The organism is Mesorhizobium sp. M6A.T.Cr.TU.016.01.1.1 (assembly GCF_003952585.1).
GTDB lineage: Bacteria > Pseudomonadota > Alphaproteobacteria > Rhizobiales > Rhizobiaceae > Mesorhizobium > Mesorhizobium mediterraneum.
Window position 1 is genome coordinate 5,757,531 of sequence record NZ_CP034452.1, and the last position, 15,311, is coordinate 5,772,841.

Consider the following 15,311-nt stretch of genomic DNA (forward strand, 5'->3'; position numbering starts at 1 on the left):
AGCGCTGCGCAAGATGTCGGCAATCAGTTTTTCTTGCGGAGAACGTACTGCGCAATTCCTTGAATGGAATCGAGGTTCTCCGGCAGGAGCTCGCTGTCTTCGACGGTGATGCCGAAGGTCTCCTCGATAAAGCCGATAACCTCGAGTACCCCTGTCGAGTCGACGATGCCTTGATCGAGAAGGGACGTGTCGCTCTCCAGAGCATCCGCGTCGGCAATGTAGAAATTCGACGCCAGGAAAGCGCGAATCTGATCCCTGCAGGTTTCGGCCCTATCCTTGGTAGACAACATTGAATTCTCCTCCGATACAAAAGATGAATGCTGATCAATTTCATCCAGAAACCGCCTCATGACAGGGCCGTTTTTTTGAGTTTGCCCGTGTCTGTCATCGGTAGGCTGGGTACGATCACGATGGACTTCGGAACCATGAAGTTCTCCAACCGTCTCTGACATTCTTTCTGCAACTGCCTTTCGTCGATGATTCTTCCTTGCTCCATCACGACAAACGCCTTGACCGCTTGCCCGAGAAGCTCGTCCGGAACGCCGATGACCGCGGCTTCCCGTACACCGGCAATATCCAACAGCGCGTTTTCCACCTCCTTCGGCGCCACTTTCTCTCCTCGCGATTTTATGATCTCGTCGCCGCGACCGATGAAGTAGAGGTATCCCTCCGCGTCCATCCGGCAGTAGTCGCCGGTGTACAAGACCTGCTCGCCCGGCAACGGGCCGGGTTTGAGTTTTCTGGCCGTGGCTTCCGGCTTGCCCCAATAGCCCTTCATCACCGTCGCTCCGCGGATGACGAGTTGGCCAACTACATCAGGGCCGACCGGCCTGTCATGCTCGTCGACAATCCACATTTCCGTGTTCGGGATGGCGACCCCGACGCTCAATGGCTTTCGCTCAAGGTCTTCCGGCGGCAGATAGGTGCAGCGCTTGCATTCGGTGAGGCCATACATCGAATAGATGCGCGCATCCGGAAACAGGTCCTGCAGCATGAGAATGTGCTTGAGCGGCAGGGCGGCCGCAGTGTTCGTTACGTAGCGAATGCTCGAAAAATCATGATCTTTTAGTGACCTGAGGTCCGAGAGCGCGGCGAAGATGGTCGGCACGCCGGGAAAACCTGTCACCCTCTCTTCCTTGATCAACCCGAGGATCTGCGCCGGGAAAGCAAACGAGCGTTCAAGCACCAACCTGGCGCCGGTGCGAAACGCCATGATCATCTGGTACAGGCCGTAATCGAAGGCGAGAGGCAGGACGTTGAGGATCACCTCGTCTTCGCAGAGATCCAGGTATGAAGCGATCGAAGTGCATGCGGCTGTCATGTTCCTGTGCGTCAGCATCACGCCCTTGGGTTCACCTGTCGACCCCGACGTGTAGATGATGGCAGCGAGATCTATATCGATGCATCGGCGCGCCGGCGGTGCGCTGCCGCCGGCGGCGACCGCAGTGTCCCAGCGCACGGCATGCGGCAATCCTGTTAGCTCGGCGTCGACGATCGGACCGGAGACGATCACCCGGCGCAATGACGGGCAGTTGCGTGCCGGTTCGCTGAAGATCGAGTGCAGATGCCTGTCCGTTATCAGTGCCGTCGGTCTACAATCGGTGAGCAGATAATCAAGCTTGTCGCTTTTGGTGAGCGGGTTGACGATGCACACAACGGCATTCGCCTTGAGCACCGCCCAGAAGGCGATGACCGTCTCGACGGTGTTGTCGGCGAAGATCATCACGCGATCGCCGCGTGCAACCCCAGCCGCGGCCAGATGTTGCGCGATGGCGTTGGAGCGCGCTTCGAGATCGCCATAGGTGACACGTTGCCCGCCGCACACCAGCGCCACCTTCTCGCCGACCCGGCTGGCGGCATGGGTGAGGTAGTCATGCAGCAGAGGCACGGCGCCATGCATCATGCCGGCACCTTTTCGCGATGCTCGCGGTCGACGTCGACGGTGAGGTCGACCCTGCGAGTTCCACCGGGACGGCTTACGACAAACTGCTGGTGAAGGAGCTGGGTCGACAGCACGCCGACCAGCGCCATGTTGTCGGAGTTGGAGAGATCGCCGTCGCCCGCCCTGGCTCGACACTTGTCCAGCAGCCGCGTGACCGACTTCGGATCGAAAACGTTCGCCTCGCGCAGCGCCGTCTCCGAAAGCGCTTCGCGGACATAGGCCGGAGCATCATCGGCAACGAAGCAAAGCGCATTGGGCGCCCGGTAAGGCTGCTTCTTGCGGGCCACGATTTCCGGCGGCACGATCGGTTCCGCCACCCGCTTCAACACGTGCTTTTCGTCGAGGATGCGCAGCTTGTAGGCCGCCGGAAGCGAATTCGCCAGCGTCACAAGTTCATCGTCCAGGAACGGGAAGCGCCCCTCGACGGAGTGGGCCATGAGCATCCTGTCCCCTTGCGAGGAAAGCAGGTATCCCGACATCAGCGTCTGGATCTCGATATACTGGTCCTGCGCGAGAGAGCCCCATCGCGAAAACTCCGCGGGCAGGCGGGCGATCAGCTCGGGCACGGCATTGCGGCGCTCGGACTCGGCGCGCATGTCGGCGGAGAACAATCGCTTGATGGCGCTGGTGGTGCGCCAGCGTGTGTCATGCGCAAAGCCGGGCGTGTCATAGGCCTGTATATCGCGCCCGAAGAACTGGCGCGCCATTGCTTGCTGATGCACTGGCGAGCGGCTGAGATAGGGATACAGGCGCTCCAGCAGCCGTGAGCGTCGCGTCGATGCGGGCTGGCGTCCCCAGAAACGGCGGACCTTGCCTTCGCGGAACAGGTCGTAGCCGGCGAACATTTCGTCGGCTCCTTCGCCGGTCAGCACGACCTTGATGCCGTGTTCTCGCACCAGCCTCGAGAGCAGGAACAGCGGCGCAGGCGCGGTCCTCAGGATTGGACGCTCGGTGTGGTAGATCACCTCAGGAAAGACCTCAGCGATGTCGCTGCGCGAAACCACCACCTCATGGTGCTCGCTCCCGGTCGCGCCGGCGACCAGGCGCTGGAAGCGGGTCTCGTCATACTCCGCGTCGGCAAAACGCAGGGAGAAGGTCTGGAACCGTTCGCCGGCGTAGCGCCTTCCCAGCGCGGCGACCAGCGAGCTGTCGAGCCCGCCCGACAGATAGCAGCCGACGGGCACGTCGGCCTGCACGATCCTGAGCGCCGTCGCCGCCTCAAGGGCGCCGCGCACCTCGTCCACCGCGTCGTCGAGCGAGCCGGTGAATTCGCCACGGCGAGGATCGGAAATTTCGGGATAGCAAGGCTTCCAGAAGGCCCGCTCGCGAACGGTGTCGCTGTCGTAAATGCGGACATGTCCCGGGGTGAGTTCGCTGATCCCCTGAAATACGCCTTGCGGCGGCACGACTGTCCAAAGCGTGAAAGTCTGGTCGATGCCGGTTGGATCGAAGGCACGGGATATATTCACGTCGGCCGCGAAAATGGCTTTCACTTCGCTGGCAAAGTAAACGCGGCCCCCATGCTCGCAGAAATGCAACGGGCAGATGCCAAACCGATCGCGCGACAACACGAGACGACCCGCCACAGAGTCCCAGATTGCGACCGCCCATTGCCCATTCATCCGCGCGAAGGCGGCCTCACCCCACGCGCGATAGGCATGGACGATGACCTCCGTGTCGCTATGGGTGCGGAAGCGGTGGCCGAGGGCGGTCAACTTTTCACGCAGCTCGAGGTAGTTGAAGATCTCGCCGTTGAAGACGATCCAAATCGTGTCGCCTGTGTCGGCGAGCGGCTGCTGGCCACTCGAAAGATCGACGACAGACAGGCGGGCATGCGCCAAACCCGCGCGTTTGTCGCGGTAGAGGCCGCGTTCGTCCGGACCGCGATGCGCGAGCGCGCCCACCATGCGCATCAGCGCTTCGCGCGAAGGGGGCGCCGCGGCGCCGCTCAGCGACACGATTCCGGCGATACCGCACATCGGTTAGTCCTCGCCCACTGCAGCGGACAGCAAGGGCCGTGCATGAAGATAGCGTGCGGCACGCCGTTTGCTGTCGATGTCCTTGAAGACTTTCTGAACCTGGGCCGCGGTGAGGCCGGCAGCTGCCGCGACCTCGTCGGCAGAAATTCCGTGGCTCAAGCCGTAGAGGCACAGATCCATCAGATGATAAGGCAGGGCGAAATAGAATTCCTCCTGACTCTGGGCCATGGAGAAAGTGTCCGTGGTCGGCGACCGCCGCCGGACCTCTTCATCCACCGCAAGGTATTCAGCCAGCTGATAGACCTGGGTCTTGTAAAGATGGACGATCGGCATCAGATCGGCAGTCCCGTCGCCTTGCTTGACGAAAAAGCCTTGGTCATGCTCCAGGCGGTTTGGCGTACCTGCCACAGCATAGTTGAGGCGGTCCGCATGGTAGTACTCGGTCATTTTGCGCAGGCGCTGCTTGTAGTTGGTTGCAGCGACGATCTGCAGATAGGCTGCCGGCGACAGACGCACCGTATCTGTCTTGCCCTCGGGGTCCTGAACCGTGAGGCGCGTGATGTTGAGACCGTTGCTCTCGAGAACCGACGCGAGCACCAGCTTGCATTTCCAGCCGTCGCCATATTGGGGAACGACGGTCTGGATCGCTTCGATCTGTCGACGATAGGCGCCGACGGCCTCAAGGGCCGGTGCTATGTCTTCCAGGATCGTATCGATGCCGAGCTGGGCTGCGACGCTGCGGCCAAGCCTTAGCGAATCGCCGGAGGAATGGCGCTCCGGCATAAATATCCCCAGGACTTTGTCTTTCCCGAACGCTCGTGCGCATAAGGATGCGACAACGGAGCTGTCGATACCCCCGGAGAGGCCGACAACCACGCCACGACGCCGCAGCGTGCCAAAAACCTGCTCGCGCAGGATTTGGACGATGCGATCGACTTCCATGCGAGCATCGAGCACCAGCGTGCCCATGCTGAATTCTGAAATCACGTCGATGGTCTGTACTCCCGATTGCGAACCTCGGTTGAAGAATAGGTTTGCTCCACCGCCTTCTCGATGAGCGGGCGGTTGATGACGAGATGGGGCTCTGTGATCATATCGAAGTGACTGCCAACGACCGGAATCATATCCAGATGCGCGAAAGCGCCATCCCACCCTATGGCCAGAGGCATTTTGGGCCGAGCGCAGCGGAAGAGGGTTGCGGTGATCGGCAGCGTCCGTCTGGGTATCGCCAACCATCGGTAGAAGGCTCGTCCCCGCAACTGCCCCTGCAGTTCCAGTTTGGTTCTGAAGCTCGTCGCGTTGAACTCATCCCGGGCGTAGCGATCGAGGATGCGGGCGAGCTGCGCCTCGAAGCCAGTTTTGACAGCGATCTTTGCAAGGAAGCGGCACGCCATCCGGTCAGCGGTTACGCGGTTGGTCCGGATCCGATCGAATGTGCGGGTAACCATCTCCCAATAGGTGCTGCGCTCGCCGAGGAGGCTCGTGTCGAGGATTCCCAGGAACTTCACAGTTCGCCCCGCGGCCAGCAAACGCTCCGCAACCTCGAACGCGACGGCGCCGCCGAGCGAATGGCCGAGAAGGCGCACATGGCCCGTGGGCTGGGCGCGGCAGATCTGCTCCACCGCCGAGTCGGCCATGTCGGCGACGGTGTTTTGTCCGCGCAATATCATAGCCAGCGTAGGGTACTTGATGGGGGTCACTCGTGCGACCTTGCTCATCGAGGATGCAAAGGCAGCAAAGCTCGGGCCATAGCCAACGGATCCCGGGAGCAGAAAAAGAATAGGAGGATCGTACTTCTGCGCGCGCGCGTGCAGGTCGCCTGCCTGTGCCGACACGACCGCCTTGACCATTTCGTCCACGCTCATCCCGACCGTGAAGCCCTGGAGACCGAGTTCCTGCCCGATGGCACTTTCTATTTCCATGACGCATTGCAGCAGCTTCAGCGAATCTCCACCTGCGTCATCCCAGCGTCCTGCAGCGACGCGCGTGTTGAGGGTGTTATTCCATGCATGCTGCACTATCCGATGGACGTTCAGTTCGCTTCCTGCATCGGGGGGCTGCGGGGCCAGCGCGGTCTTCCTGGCTGAAATATCCATTTCCGCCAGCGTCGCCATATCGGCCTTCCCACTCGGCAGGCGCGGAATCGCATCTATCGTGTGCAGTCGCACGGGTCGCAGGGGCGGCGGCAGCTTCGTTCTGACTAGCTGGCGAAGCTCGTCCGAAAAGGCCGCGCCCGGCGGGCGCTGAGGAACGGCGAATGCGACAAGCTCATTTGCCGCGGTCACGATTGCCACGGCATCCTCCACGGAAGACGCGCAACGCAACACCCGCTCGAGCTCGGCAGGCTCGATGCGTCGACCATTGATCTTTACCTGGCGCCCCTTGCGGCCGACGATCCGCAGCAAGCCATGACTGTCAAGTTGGACGAGGTCACCCGTCGCGAAGATCCGAAGATCCGGGTCATCCGGATCCGATTCCGCCGGCACGACGGCGCCGTTCTCCCAATGGCCAAGCAGGACATACGGGCCTCTTATCATAAGCTCTCCGATCTTACCCGGCTGAACGCGGCGTCCCTTTTCGTCGACAATCGCGAACGTGATTCCTGGGAGCAGCCAGCCAACCGGGACCGAGGCGCCTTCCTCCGGCCAGTCTTGCGGCAAGAACCATTGCGAGCCGGTGGTCTCGGTTGACGAGTAACCGATCTGGATCAGGCAAGTGCTCGACACGGCTTTGCGCAGCAGGGCGATATCGGCCCATGACACCTTCTCCCCGCCGATCCGGGCCACTCTGAGCGAGCGGAAGGCGTCAGCTGGTTTGTCTGCCATGAGTGCGCGAAGCAACGCCGGCACCAGATAGGTGACGGTCACGCCTTCGGATTCCACTAGGCGCCGGACCGCGCCCAAGCCAACGGCGCCCACCTCGACGAGATGCAAGGTCGCACCGGTGAGAAGGGCGGCGAGAACCTCCCGGCAGCCGGCGATCGTGGCTGGCCCGGTCAAGGGCAGGAAAACATCGTCCGAATTGATGTGGCATGCGTCGACATATTGCTGGACCCGCAAAAGCAGGCTGCGCTGGCTGTTGACGATGCCTTTGGGATGGCCGGTGCTGCCTGAAGTGTAGAGCACGATCGCGGGCGCGTCGACCGAGACGGAACAGGACTGGGGTATCGGCTGGACTTGCGGCGGGATGCTGGCGGTCGCATCGATCCAGTGGACATCGTGAGCCAAACCGACAGCGCGACCATTGCCGTCGCCTATAACCGCTGAAAGCCGCGCCGCAACGACAATGTCATTGGTTCGCGTGTCGGGGTCTCTCGCGTTGAGTGGCACCGAAGGCCGCCCAATCGCCATGCTCGCCAGCATGGCCACAGGATACCAGGCCGAGTTGGCCTGAAGGATCCCGATCGCCTGCCCGTTGGGAACGACGGCCGCAATTCGGTGGGACAGCATCTCGACGGCCTGGAAAAGCTGGGAATACGTCAAACGGGTGGTGCCGTCGCTGATCGCGAGCTTGTCGGGATATTGGCTGGTGATGCTTCTCAGGTGGTCGAAGACGGCAACATTCGCAAAATCGGCGCCCATCCGTTGATAAGGGTGCAGTACAGGACCGCCCTGATCAAGTGCGTATTCCGGGACGTTTGACCATTTACGGGTGTCCGTTGGCTGACAATCCGCCCGTAGATCCAGACGCGCCTTTTCTGATCCCAAATATGCCGGAGACATGAGCTGCCCACGCTAAGATTAATGTCACTTATCGCCCCCGGCCGAAATCTTTTCATCGATCATTCTGATGAAGCCGCGATCTTCGCCAAATGGCCGCGTTTGCGCCCTTTGGCTGTCATCCCATGCTACGGACGCGTCGCATCGACGGAAGGGGAGCGCCTGGCGTACCGACCAGCGCAGCCGCTATTGGCTCCGTGGTGTTCACGGTTCTGGCGATATCAGTAAATTTGCGCGCTACAGCGAGGTGCAAAGACCAGTGGTTTGCGCTTACCCGGCTCTCTGGTCAGCTTTTTGGGCTTTTCTTGATTTATTCAGTGTTTTTCTCGGGCCATGCCCGCTGGTGTCGGAGTCTCCGTCGGAGACAAAGCAGTATGCAAAGATATGGCCCCGATTCTCGTCGGTTACTCGGATCCAATCCTTTTCCCACGTTCGCAGGGTAACATGTCGATCTGTCGACATGGCGGCGGCTTTGAAAGGGCTCGGCGCGTTGACGATACGCGTCGAGATCACGTCATCGCCCTCCATTTGTTCGACGAGGTACGTCTGCATGCAGGTCTCCCAGCCACCACAACCTGAACGTCGGCCAGACAGTTCGGTTGCAGCGTAGCAAAGAGATTTTTGACAAGTGTGACGAACCGACGAGCCCGCTGCTCGGCCGTTCCGAGAACGGCTCTTCAAATCGCCTCAAAATCTGTCTGCGAAACCTGAGCAAAGCTAGCGCTGGATCGACCAAGCGGCGCGCAGGTCGTTGGCTTGGGCGGTCCTGACGCCGCAAGCGGTCAGGGCGCATTTGGTTGCGGTTACGAGCGCAGCATTGTCCCTGGCGGTTGTGCCGTCGGCGAGAGAAAAATTGTTCTCGAAGCCGACGCGGACATGGCCGCCCAGCAGCGCACCGGCCGCAACGCAGGCGGTTTCTTCCCGACCGAAGGCGCAGACCATCCAGTGCGCAAAGCGCGGACGATCATGCGCAAGGAAGGGAAGCAGGTCAGTCGGCCGCGAAACCTGTCCTGGCGTGTAGCGGCCGAGCACATAGAGCACCGGAATGTCGTCGAAAGGCACCAGCCCCCGTTGTTGCATGGCGTCTAGGGCCGACGCCTCTTCCGGCGCGTAGAGGATCATCTGAGGGGCGATCCGCTCGCCCTTCAACCACCACAGGAACTCGGCGAAAGCGGTCTCATGGGCGGCGTCTGGCACCAGCTCGCGCAGCGCCAGCGAAACCGCCTCGGGGCGGGTAGCGCGCACCACCGCCATCTGCTCGGCCGGTTGGTATTGGCCGACCGCTTCGCTGGTGATCTGGATGATCAACCGCTCGCCCACCGCATCACGTATCGCTTTCGTCGTCTCGCGATAGGCGTGCGCGTCGAGCAAATGGCCGCCGTCGCGATCGCGGACATGGGCATGGATCATGGCGGCGCCCGCCTCGAGGCAGGCGGCGGCGGTCCGAGCCAATTCCCGGGGGCCGATCGGCAGGGCAGGGTGGTCTCCCTTGCCACGCCGTCCACCATTCGGCGCAACGGCGATCGCAGTGGGCGCTATGAGTCCGGGGCCGGTCATGTCCCTATCGACAGTCATAGACGCAGTCCAATTGTTTCACCATTGCACGCTCTGTAACATATGTTGCATGATAGTTCGCTCCAAATCGCGCCACCGTCAATCGAGGAAAGCATGACACACATCCTGCATCGCCAGATCCATGCGACCCTGCCCGTCGCGGCTGGCGGCAAGGGTATCGAACTCTTCGACCGCGATGGCCGCGCCTATATCGACGCGTCGGGCGGCGCGGCGGTTTCCTGCCTCGGCCACGGCCATCCCGACGTGACGGCTGCGCTTCACGCACAGGCCGACAAGCTCGCTTATGCCCATACCAGCTTCTTCACCAATGAGCCGGCCGAGGCATTGGCCGACAAACTCGTCGCCGGCGCGCCGCAAGGCATAAGCCACGTCTATTTCGTGTCTGGCGGCTCCGAGGCGGTGGAGGCGGCGCTCAAGATGGCACGGCAGTTTTTCGTCGAGACAGGCAGGCCCGAGCGGCGGAACGTCATCGCCCGCCGTCAGAGCTATCACGGCAACACGCTTGGCGCTCTCGCTGCCGGGGGCAATGAGTGGCGCCGCGCCCAATTCCGCCCGTTGCTGATCGACACGCATCATATCGACCCATGCTATGCCTACCGCTACCAGAAAGCCGGTGAGAGCGAGGAGGCCTACGGCCTACGTGCTGCCCAGGCGCTAGAGGACAAAATTCTCGAACTCGGTCCGGACACTGTCATGGCCTTCGTGGCAGAACCTGTCGTTGGCGCGACAGCAGGGGCGGTGCCCGCCGTTCCCGGCTATTTCAGACGCATCCGCGAAATCTGTGACCGCTACGGAGTGCTCCTCATCCTCGACGAGGTGATGTGCGGCATGGGCCGCACCGGCACGCTGCACGCCTGCGAACAAGATGGCGTTGCGCCCGACCTGATGACAGTCGCCAAAGGCCTCGGCGGAGGCTACCAGCCCATTGGTGCGGTGCTGCTTGCGCGCCGCATCTTCGAGGCTTTCGCCGAAGGCTCCGGCTTCTTCCAGCACGGCCACACCTATATGTGCCACCCGATGGCGTGCGCGGCAGCGCTTGCCGTCCAGGAAGTCATCGAGCGGGACAGGTTGCTCGATAACGTCAAGGCGATGGGCGCCGATCTCGCCCGGCGCCTCGGCGAGCGCTTTTCCAACCACGCCCACGTCGGCGACATCCGCGGCCGTGGCCTCTTCATGGGGCTTGAGCTGGTCGAAGACCGTTCGTCGAAGGAGCCGTTCGATCCGAACCGCAAATTAAATGCTCGCGTCAAGCGCGAGGCGATGGCGCGCGGCCTGCTCGTCTATCCCGCGGGAGGCACGATCGACGGCCTGCGCGGCGATCATGTGCTGCTTGCGCCGCCCTTCATCATAGACGCCGCAGCAATCGACGCGGTTGTCGAACGGCTCGGCGACGCGATAGACGCTGCGTTGGCATAGCGCCAGCGCTCCTCATTCCGGCAGATAGGCCCCGAACGCCTGTAACTCCAGTTCTGTCTCCCTGACACGAGCCGCGGCGGCCGTCCCGCTGCGCGCCAGCATCGTTGCAGCCAGCGCTTCCACGATAGCCATAGCTGCGGTCACCGACGGGAAGAAGGAGGGGCTGTCGGTAGAGAAACGCAAGGTAACGTCGGCATGCCGCGCGATCGGAGCAGCCATGCTGTCGGCGATCGCGACAATCGGGACGCTGTGTCGTTGTGCAGCCTCCACCACCGGCCCGAGTTCACGCGAATAAGGCAAAAAGCCGATCGCGACGACCGCGTCCCTCTTTCCGAGCGCTGCGAGTTCCGCCTCGATCGCACCGCCGTCGCCGCCGAGCAGCGTGATCTCGCGCCGAAACATCCGGCAGAGATAGACGAGCGCGTGGGCAGGCGCACGGCAGCTTCGGAACCCGGCGACGCGTATGTGCTGCGCATTCTCCAGTATCACGCAAGCCCTTGCGATTTCTTCGCTGCCGTTGAACGATTCGGCCGCCGCCAGATTGGCCACCGTCGTCCTCAGCGATTCCGCGAAGATCGCCTCCGACCCGCGCTTGACAAGCGCATCGGCCCTCGCCGCGAAAGGCGCCTTGCCGAAGCGCAACCGGTCCTCGAACGGCTTGCGCAGCGCCGCCCAGTCGCCAAAGCCTAGCCGCCGCGCCAGCCGCACGAAGGTCGTCGGTGTCACCTCTGATCGCGAGGCCAGCACCCGCATGGAAACCAGCGCCACCTCATCGGGATGATCGACCAGGAATCGCGCCGCCTTGCGCAGTTCTGAGCTCAGTTCGGGGAGTTCGGATAGTATGCGCGCCAGAAGCGCGTCGAAACCCGTCTCCCGCTTATCCATTGTAACAAGCATTTCCCTTGATTGATAAAGCGCAACAATCGTAGCATGCATTGACGTGCCTTGACACTAAAACACCGGACGGCCGCGACGGCACGCAAAGTACCAAGGGAGAACCAGATGAAACATGCCCGGACTGCACGCCTCGGAGCGCGGATCGCCGCCTTGTCGGCCGCGCTGCTGTTTTCGGCCAGCGCGATGGCGCAGCAGAATTTCGTTACCATCGGGACCGGTGGCGTCACCGGCGTCTACTATGCCGCCGGCGGTGCTATCTGCCGCCTGCTCAACAAGGATCGCAAGACACACGGCATCCGCTGCTCGGTCGAATCGACCGGCGGATCGGCATTCAACGTGAACACGATCAAGGAAGGCGAACTCGACTTCGGCATGGCGCAGTCCGACGTCCAGTACAACGCTTTCAAAGGCCAGGAATCATTCAAGGACGGTGGCGCTCATACCGATCTGCGCGCGGTTTTCTCGATCCACCCGGAGCCGTTCACGGTCCTGGCGCATCCGAATGCCGGCGTGACGAAATTCGAGGACTTCAAGGGCAAACGCTTCAACGTCGGCAATCCCGGTTCCGGAACGCGCTCCTCCATGGAACGTCTGCTCGGTGCGATGGGCTGGACGTTGGCCGACTTTTCGCTCGCATCGGAGTTGAAGGCCGACGAGCACGGCCCGGCGCTCTGCGACGGCAAGATCGACGGGTTCTTCTACGGCGTCGGCCATCCTTCCGCGAACATCCAGGATCCGACGACCACCTGCGCCGCCAAGCTGGTGCCGTTGACTGGAGAAGTGGTGGACAAGCTCGTCGCCGAGAACCCTTACTATGCCAAGGCGATCATTCCGGGCGGTCTATACGCAAACAATCCCGACGATACCGGGACTTTCGGTGTGCTCGCTACGCTGGTCACTTCGGCCAAGGTTCCCGATGAAAGCGTCTATCAATTGACCAGGGCGGTGTTCGAGAATTTCGACGAGTTCAAGTCGCTGCATCCGGCCTTCGCCAATCTCGATCCGGCCAAGATGGTGTCGGAGGGGAATTCCGCGCCGCTGCATCCGGGCGCTGAAAAATACTTCAAGGAAAAGGGCTGGCTAAAGTAGGCTTCGTGATCTGACGACAGTCCGGCGGGTCCAGCGGACCCGCCGGGGCCATCCGCAACAGGAGGCGTCATGAGCGAAGTGAAGGAACAACCGGCCAGCGTCGATCTCGAAGAGCTCGAACAACTTGTCGCGGAGGCCGATACCGGTGGCAGGCATCCCAGCGGAATAGCCGCTCGAATCCTGCTCTGGGTTGCAGTTGCGTGGTCGCTTTTCCAGCTCTGGTACGCTTCGCCTTTGCCGTTCGTGTTCGGCTTCGGCATCCTCAATGACACGGAAGCGCGCGCCATCCATCTCGGCTTCGCGCTGTTCTTGACCTTCCTCGCCTATCCGGCGCTGAGATCCTCGCCCCGCGATCGCGTGCCAGTGCTCGACTGGGTGCTGGCCGTGGTGGGCGGATTTGCCGGCGCCTACCTCTTTCTCTTTTACGTCCAGCTTTCCGGACGGCCGGGCCAGCCGACCACGCTCGATCTCGTCACCGGCACCGTTGGCATCCTGTTGCTCCTTGAGGCGACGCGCCGCGCGCTCGGCCTTCCGATGGTGGTCGTGGCATGTGTCTTCATCGTCTACACCTTTGCCGGCCAGTACATGCCGGACGTGATCCAGCATCGCGGCGCTTCGCTCAACAAGTTTCTAAACCATCAATGGCTGACCACCGAAGGCGTCTTCGGGATCGCACTTGGCGTGTCGACGAGCTTCGTCTTTCTCTTCGTCCTGTTCGGCACGCTTTTGGAGAAGGCAGGCGCCGGCAACTGGATGATGCAGATCTCCATCGCGCTGCTCGGCCATTTGCGCGGTGGTCCGGCAAAGGTCGCCGTGGTCTCATCGGCCCTCAACGGCGTCGTGTCCGGCTCGTCCGTCTCCAATGTGGTGTCGGGCGGCATCTTCACCATCCCGCTGATGAAGCGCACCGGCCTTTCCGGTGTCAAGGCGGGCGCCATCGAGGCCGCGGCCTCGATCAACGGCCAGATTATGCCGCCGGTCATGGGTGCGGCCGCCTTCCTGATGGTCGAGTACGTTGGCATTCCCTATTCGGAGATCGTCAAGCACGCGCTGTTGCCGGCGGTTTTTTCCTACATAGCACTGCTCTATATGGTTCACCTCGAAGCGATAAAGATGGACCTGAAGACGATCCCGCAGCGTCCGACGCCGGCAAGAGAACGAATGCTGCGGATGGGGCTGGGACTGTCGGGCAGCATTCTCGCCGTCTGTATCGTCTATTACGGCATTGTTGCTATCCAGGCTGTCTTGGGCGGGACCGCGCCGCCGGTGCTCGCAGTTGCTGGCGTGGCTCTCTACGTCGCCTCCGTCTGGTATTCCTCCCGCTATCCGGATCTCGCGCTCGACGATCCGAACGCGCCGATCCTGGAACTGCCGCGCGCCTGGGACGTCACGCGGACCGGGCTCGATTTCCTGATCCCGATCGCCGTGCTTCTGTGGTGCCTGATGGTCGAGCAGATGTCGCCTGGCCTCTCGGCATTCTGGGCAACGGTCTCGATCCTCGGTATTGTCGCCACCCGCAAGCCGCTGATGGCGGTATTTCGTAAAGAAAACCTCGCCGCCTCGGTGCGTGCTGCCTGGGACGACCTGATCGACGGGCTGGCGCTCGGCGCCCGCAACATGATCGGCATCGGTATCGCCACGGCCACCGCCGGCATCGTCGTCGGCACGATCACGCTGACCGGTCTCGGCCTGATGATGACGGAACTCGTCGAGTTAATCTCCGGCGGCAACGTCATCCTGATGCTGATCCTCATCGCAGCGATCAGCCTTGTGCTCGGCATGGGTATCCCGACCACCGCAAACTACATCCTGGTCGCCACGCTGATGGCGCCGGTCGTGGTCGATCTCGGTGCGCAGGCCGGATTGCCAATCCCGTTGATCGCTGTCCACCTGTTCGTCTTTTACTTCGGTATCATGGCGGATATCACTCCGCCCGTCGGGCTGGCGGCCTTCGCGGCGGCGGCGATTTCCAAGGAAGATCCGATCGCCACCGGTTTCCAGGGCGCGCTCTATTCGCTGCGTACCGCGATCCTGCCCTTCGTCTTCATCTTCAACCCGGCGATCCTGCTGATCGGAGTCGACACCTGGCCTCAAACGATCTGGGTGGCGACGGTCTCATTGATCGCCATCCTGCTTTTTTCGGCCGCGACCATGAACTGGTTCGTGACGAAAAGCCGTCTGTGGGAAAGTGCCGCCCTGCTTCTCATCTGCTTCACGCTGTTTCGGCCGGACTGGTGGCTCAACCAGGTGTCGCCGCCTTACGAGGAATTGCCGGCGAGCGAGTTCCTGTCGGCAGTCGGGCAGGCGCCGGCCGACGGCCGCATCAATTTCGTCGTCGAGGGTGTCGACCTCATGGGCGAAGATGTACGCAAGACCGTCAACGTGCCGCTCGGCGAGCCGGGCGAGCCGCTGGAGCGGCTGCGCGGCATCGGTCTTACCATCACACAAGCGGGCGACGCGCTGATGATCAGCAATGTCGATTTCGGATCCTACGCCAAGCGCATCGGGCTGGATGTCGGATATGACGTGGTGGCGGTGCTCAGAAAGGCCGACCAGCCGTCGAGCCTCATTCCAATCGGCCTGGCGCTTGCTGCGACCGCTGGCGTTGCGGCTCTGCAGTTTGCGCGAGCGCGCAAGCAGGCGGAGGAAGGCGGGTCGACTGGCTGAGTCTGGAACGGTTGATAACAGCTGGCG

11 protein-coding genes are annotated in these 15,311 nt (G+C 62.0%); 3 read left to right on the forward strand and 8 right to left on the reverse strand.

Annotated features, from left to right (window positions below):
* Positions 1 to 23 precede the first annotated feature (23 nt).
* From EJ075_RS27785 to EJ075_RS27815, 7 genes are all read right to left on the reverse strand, one after another.
* A complete protein-coding gene (locus EJ075_RS27785; RefSeq protein WP_095485198.1) occupies positions 24 to 290 on the reverse strand; it encodes an acyl carrier protein in 267 nt (88 codons plus the stop codon).
* Between the two features lie 56 nt (positions 291 to 346).
* Positions 347 to 1,903 carry an AMP-binding protein gene (locus EJ075_RS27790; protein ID WP_164547204.1) on the reverse strand — a complete coding sequence of 519 codons (1,557 nt, stop codon included), beginning with the start codon at positions 1,901 to 1,903 and terminating at the stop codon, positions 347 to 349.
* A complete protein-coding gene (gene asnB, locus EJ075_RS27795; protein ID WP_126106521.1) occupies positions 1,900 to 3,921 on the reverse strand; it encodes an asparagine synthase (glutamine-hydrolyzing) in 2,022 nt (673 codons plus the stop codon). The genes EJ075_RS27790 and asnB overlap by 4 nt, the downstream gene beginning before the upstream one ends.
* Before the next feature lie 3 nt (positions 3,922 to 3,924).
* Positions 3,925 to 4,890 carry an NAD(+) synthase gene (gene nadE / locus EJ075_RS27800; RefSeq protein ID WP_126106522.1) on the reverse strand — a complete coding sequence of 322 codons (966 nt, stop codon included), beginning with the start codon at positions 4,888 to 4,890 and terminating at the stop codon, positions 3,925 to 3,927.
* Positions 4,891 to 4,904: 14 nt separating this feature from the next.
* A complete protein-coding gene (locus EJ075_RS27805) occupies positions 4,905 to 7,643 on the reverse strand; it encodes an AMP-binding protein (protein ID WP_126106523.1) in 2,739 nt (912 codons plus the stop codon).
* Positions 7,644 to 7,910: 267 nt separating this feature from the next.
* Positions 7,911 to 8,192: a hypothetical protein gene (locus EJ075_RS27810; RefSeq protein WP_164547205.1), complete on the reverse strand. Its 282-nt coding sequence runs from the start codon at positions 8,190 to 8,192 to the stop codon at positions 7,911 to 7,913.
* A gap of 165 nt (positions 8,193 to 8,357) precedes the next feature.
* The gene (locus EJ075_RS27815) at positions 8,358 to 9,215 is read right to left on the reverse strand and encodes a 3-keto-5-aminohexanoate cleavage protein (RefSeq protein WP_245458028.1); all 858 of its coding nucleotides are present in this window, start codon (positions 9,213 to 9,215) and stop codon (positions 8,358 to 8,360) included.
* Positions 9,216 to 9,308: 93 nt separating this feature from the next.
* Between EJ075_RS27815 and EJ075_RS27820 the strand changes: the two genes are divergently transcribed.
* Complete coding sequence (locus EJ075_RS27820) at positions 9,309 to 10,631, forward strand: aspartate aminotransferase family protein (protein ID WP_126106524.1); 1,323 nt, start codon at positions 9,309 to 9,311, stop codon at positions 10,629 to 10,631.
* A gap of 12 nt (positions 10,632 to 10,643) precedes the next feature.
* Here EJ075_RS27820 and EJ075_RS27825 read toward each other — a convergent pair whose 3' ends face one another.
* Complete coding sequence (locus tag EJ075_RS27825) at positions 10,644 to 11,516, reverse strand: MurR/RpiR family transcriptional regulator (RefSeq protein WP_164547206.1); 873 nt, start codon at positions 11,514 to 11,516, stop codon at positions 10,644 to 10,646.
* A gap of 117 nt (positions 11,517 to 11,633) precedes the next feature.
* On the opposite strand from EJ075_RS27825, the gene EJ075_RS27830 reads away from it, so the two are divergent.
* Together EJ075_RS27830 and EJ075_RS27835 are read left to right on the forward strand one after the other, a co-directional pair.
* A complete protein-coding gene (locus tag EJ075_RS27830; RefSeq protein WP_126106526.1) occupies positions 11,634 to 12,617 on the forward strand; it encodes a TAXI family TRAP transporter solute-binding subunit in 984 nt (327 codons plus the stop codon).
* A gap of 165 nt (positions 12,618 to 12,782) precedes the next feature.
* Positions 12,783 to 15,284, forward strand: coding sequence for a TRAP transporter permease (locus EJ075_RS27835; RefSeq protein ID WP_164547323.1), 2,502 nt, complete (start codon positions 12,783 to 12,785; stop codon positions 15,282 to 15,284).
* The last annotated feature ends 27 nt before the right edge of the window (positions 15,285 to 15,311 follow it).

Bases quoted from the DNA above. Each gene is read 5' to 3' on its own strand.
- EJ075_RS27785 (WP_095485198.1), bottom strand. From the start codon at position 290: ATGTTGTCTACCAAGGATAGGGCCGAAACCTGCAGGGATCAGATTCGC.
- EJ075_RS27790 (WP_164547204.1), bottom strand. From the start codon at position 1,903: ATGATGCATGGCGCCGTGCCTCTGCTGCATGACTACCTCACCCATGCC.
- asnB (WP_126106521.1), bottom strand. From the start codon at position 3,921: ATGTGCGGTATCGCCGGAATCGTGTCGCTGAGCGGCGCCGCGGCGCCC.
- nadE (WP_126106522.1), bottom strand. From the start codon at position 4,890: ATGGGCACGCTGGTGCTCGATGCTCGCATGGAAGTCGATCGCATCGTC.
- EJ075_RS27805 (WP_126106523.1), bottom strand. From the start codon at position 7,643: ATGTCTCCGGCATATTTGGGATCAGAAAAGGCGCGTCTGGATCTACGG.
- EJ075_RS27810 (WP_164547205.1), bottom strand. From the start codon at position 8,192: ATGCAGACGTACCTCGTCGAACAAATGGAGGGCGATGACGTGATCTCG.
- EJ075_RS27815 (WP_245458028.1), bottom strand. From the start codon at position 9,215: ATGACTGTCGATAGGGACATGACCGGCCCCGGACTCATAGCGCCCACT.
- EJ075_RS27820 (WP_126106524.1), top strand. From the start codon at position 9,309: ATGACACACATCCTGCATCGCCAGATCCATGCGACCCTGCCCGTCGCG.
- EJ075_RS27825 (WP_164547206.1), bottom strand. From the start codon at position 11,516: ATGGATAAGCGGGAGACGGGTTTCGACGCGCTTCTGGCGCGCATACTA.
- EJ075_RS27830 (WP_126106526.1), top strand. From the start codon at position 11,634: ATGAAACATGCCCGGACTGCACGCCTCGGAGCGCGGATCGCCGCCTTG.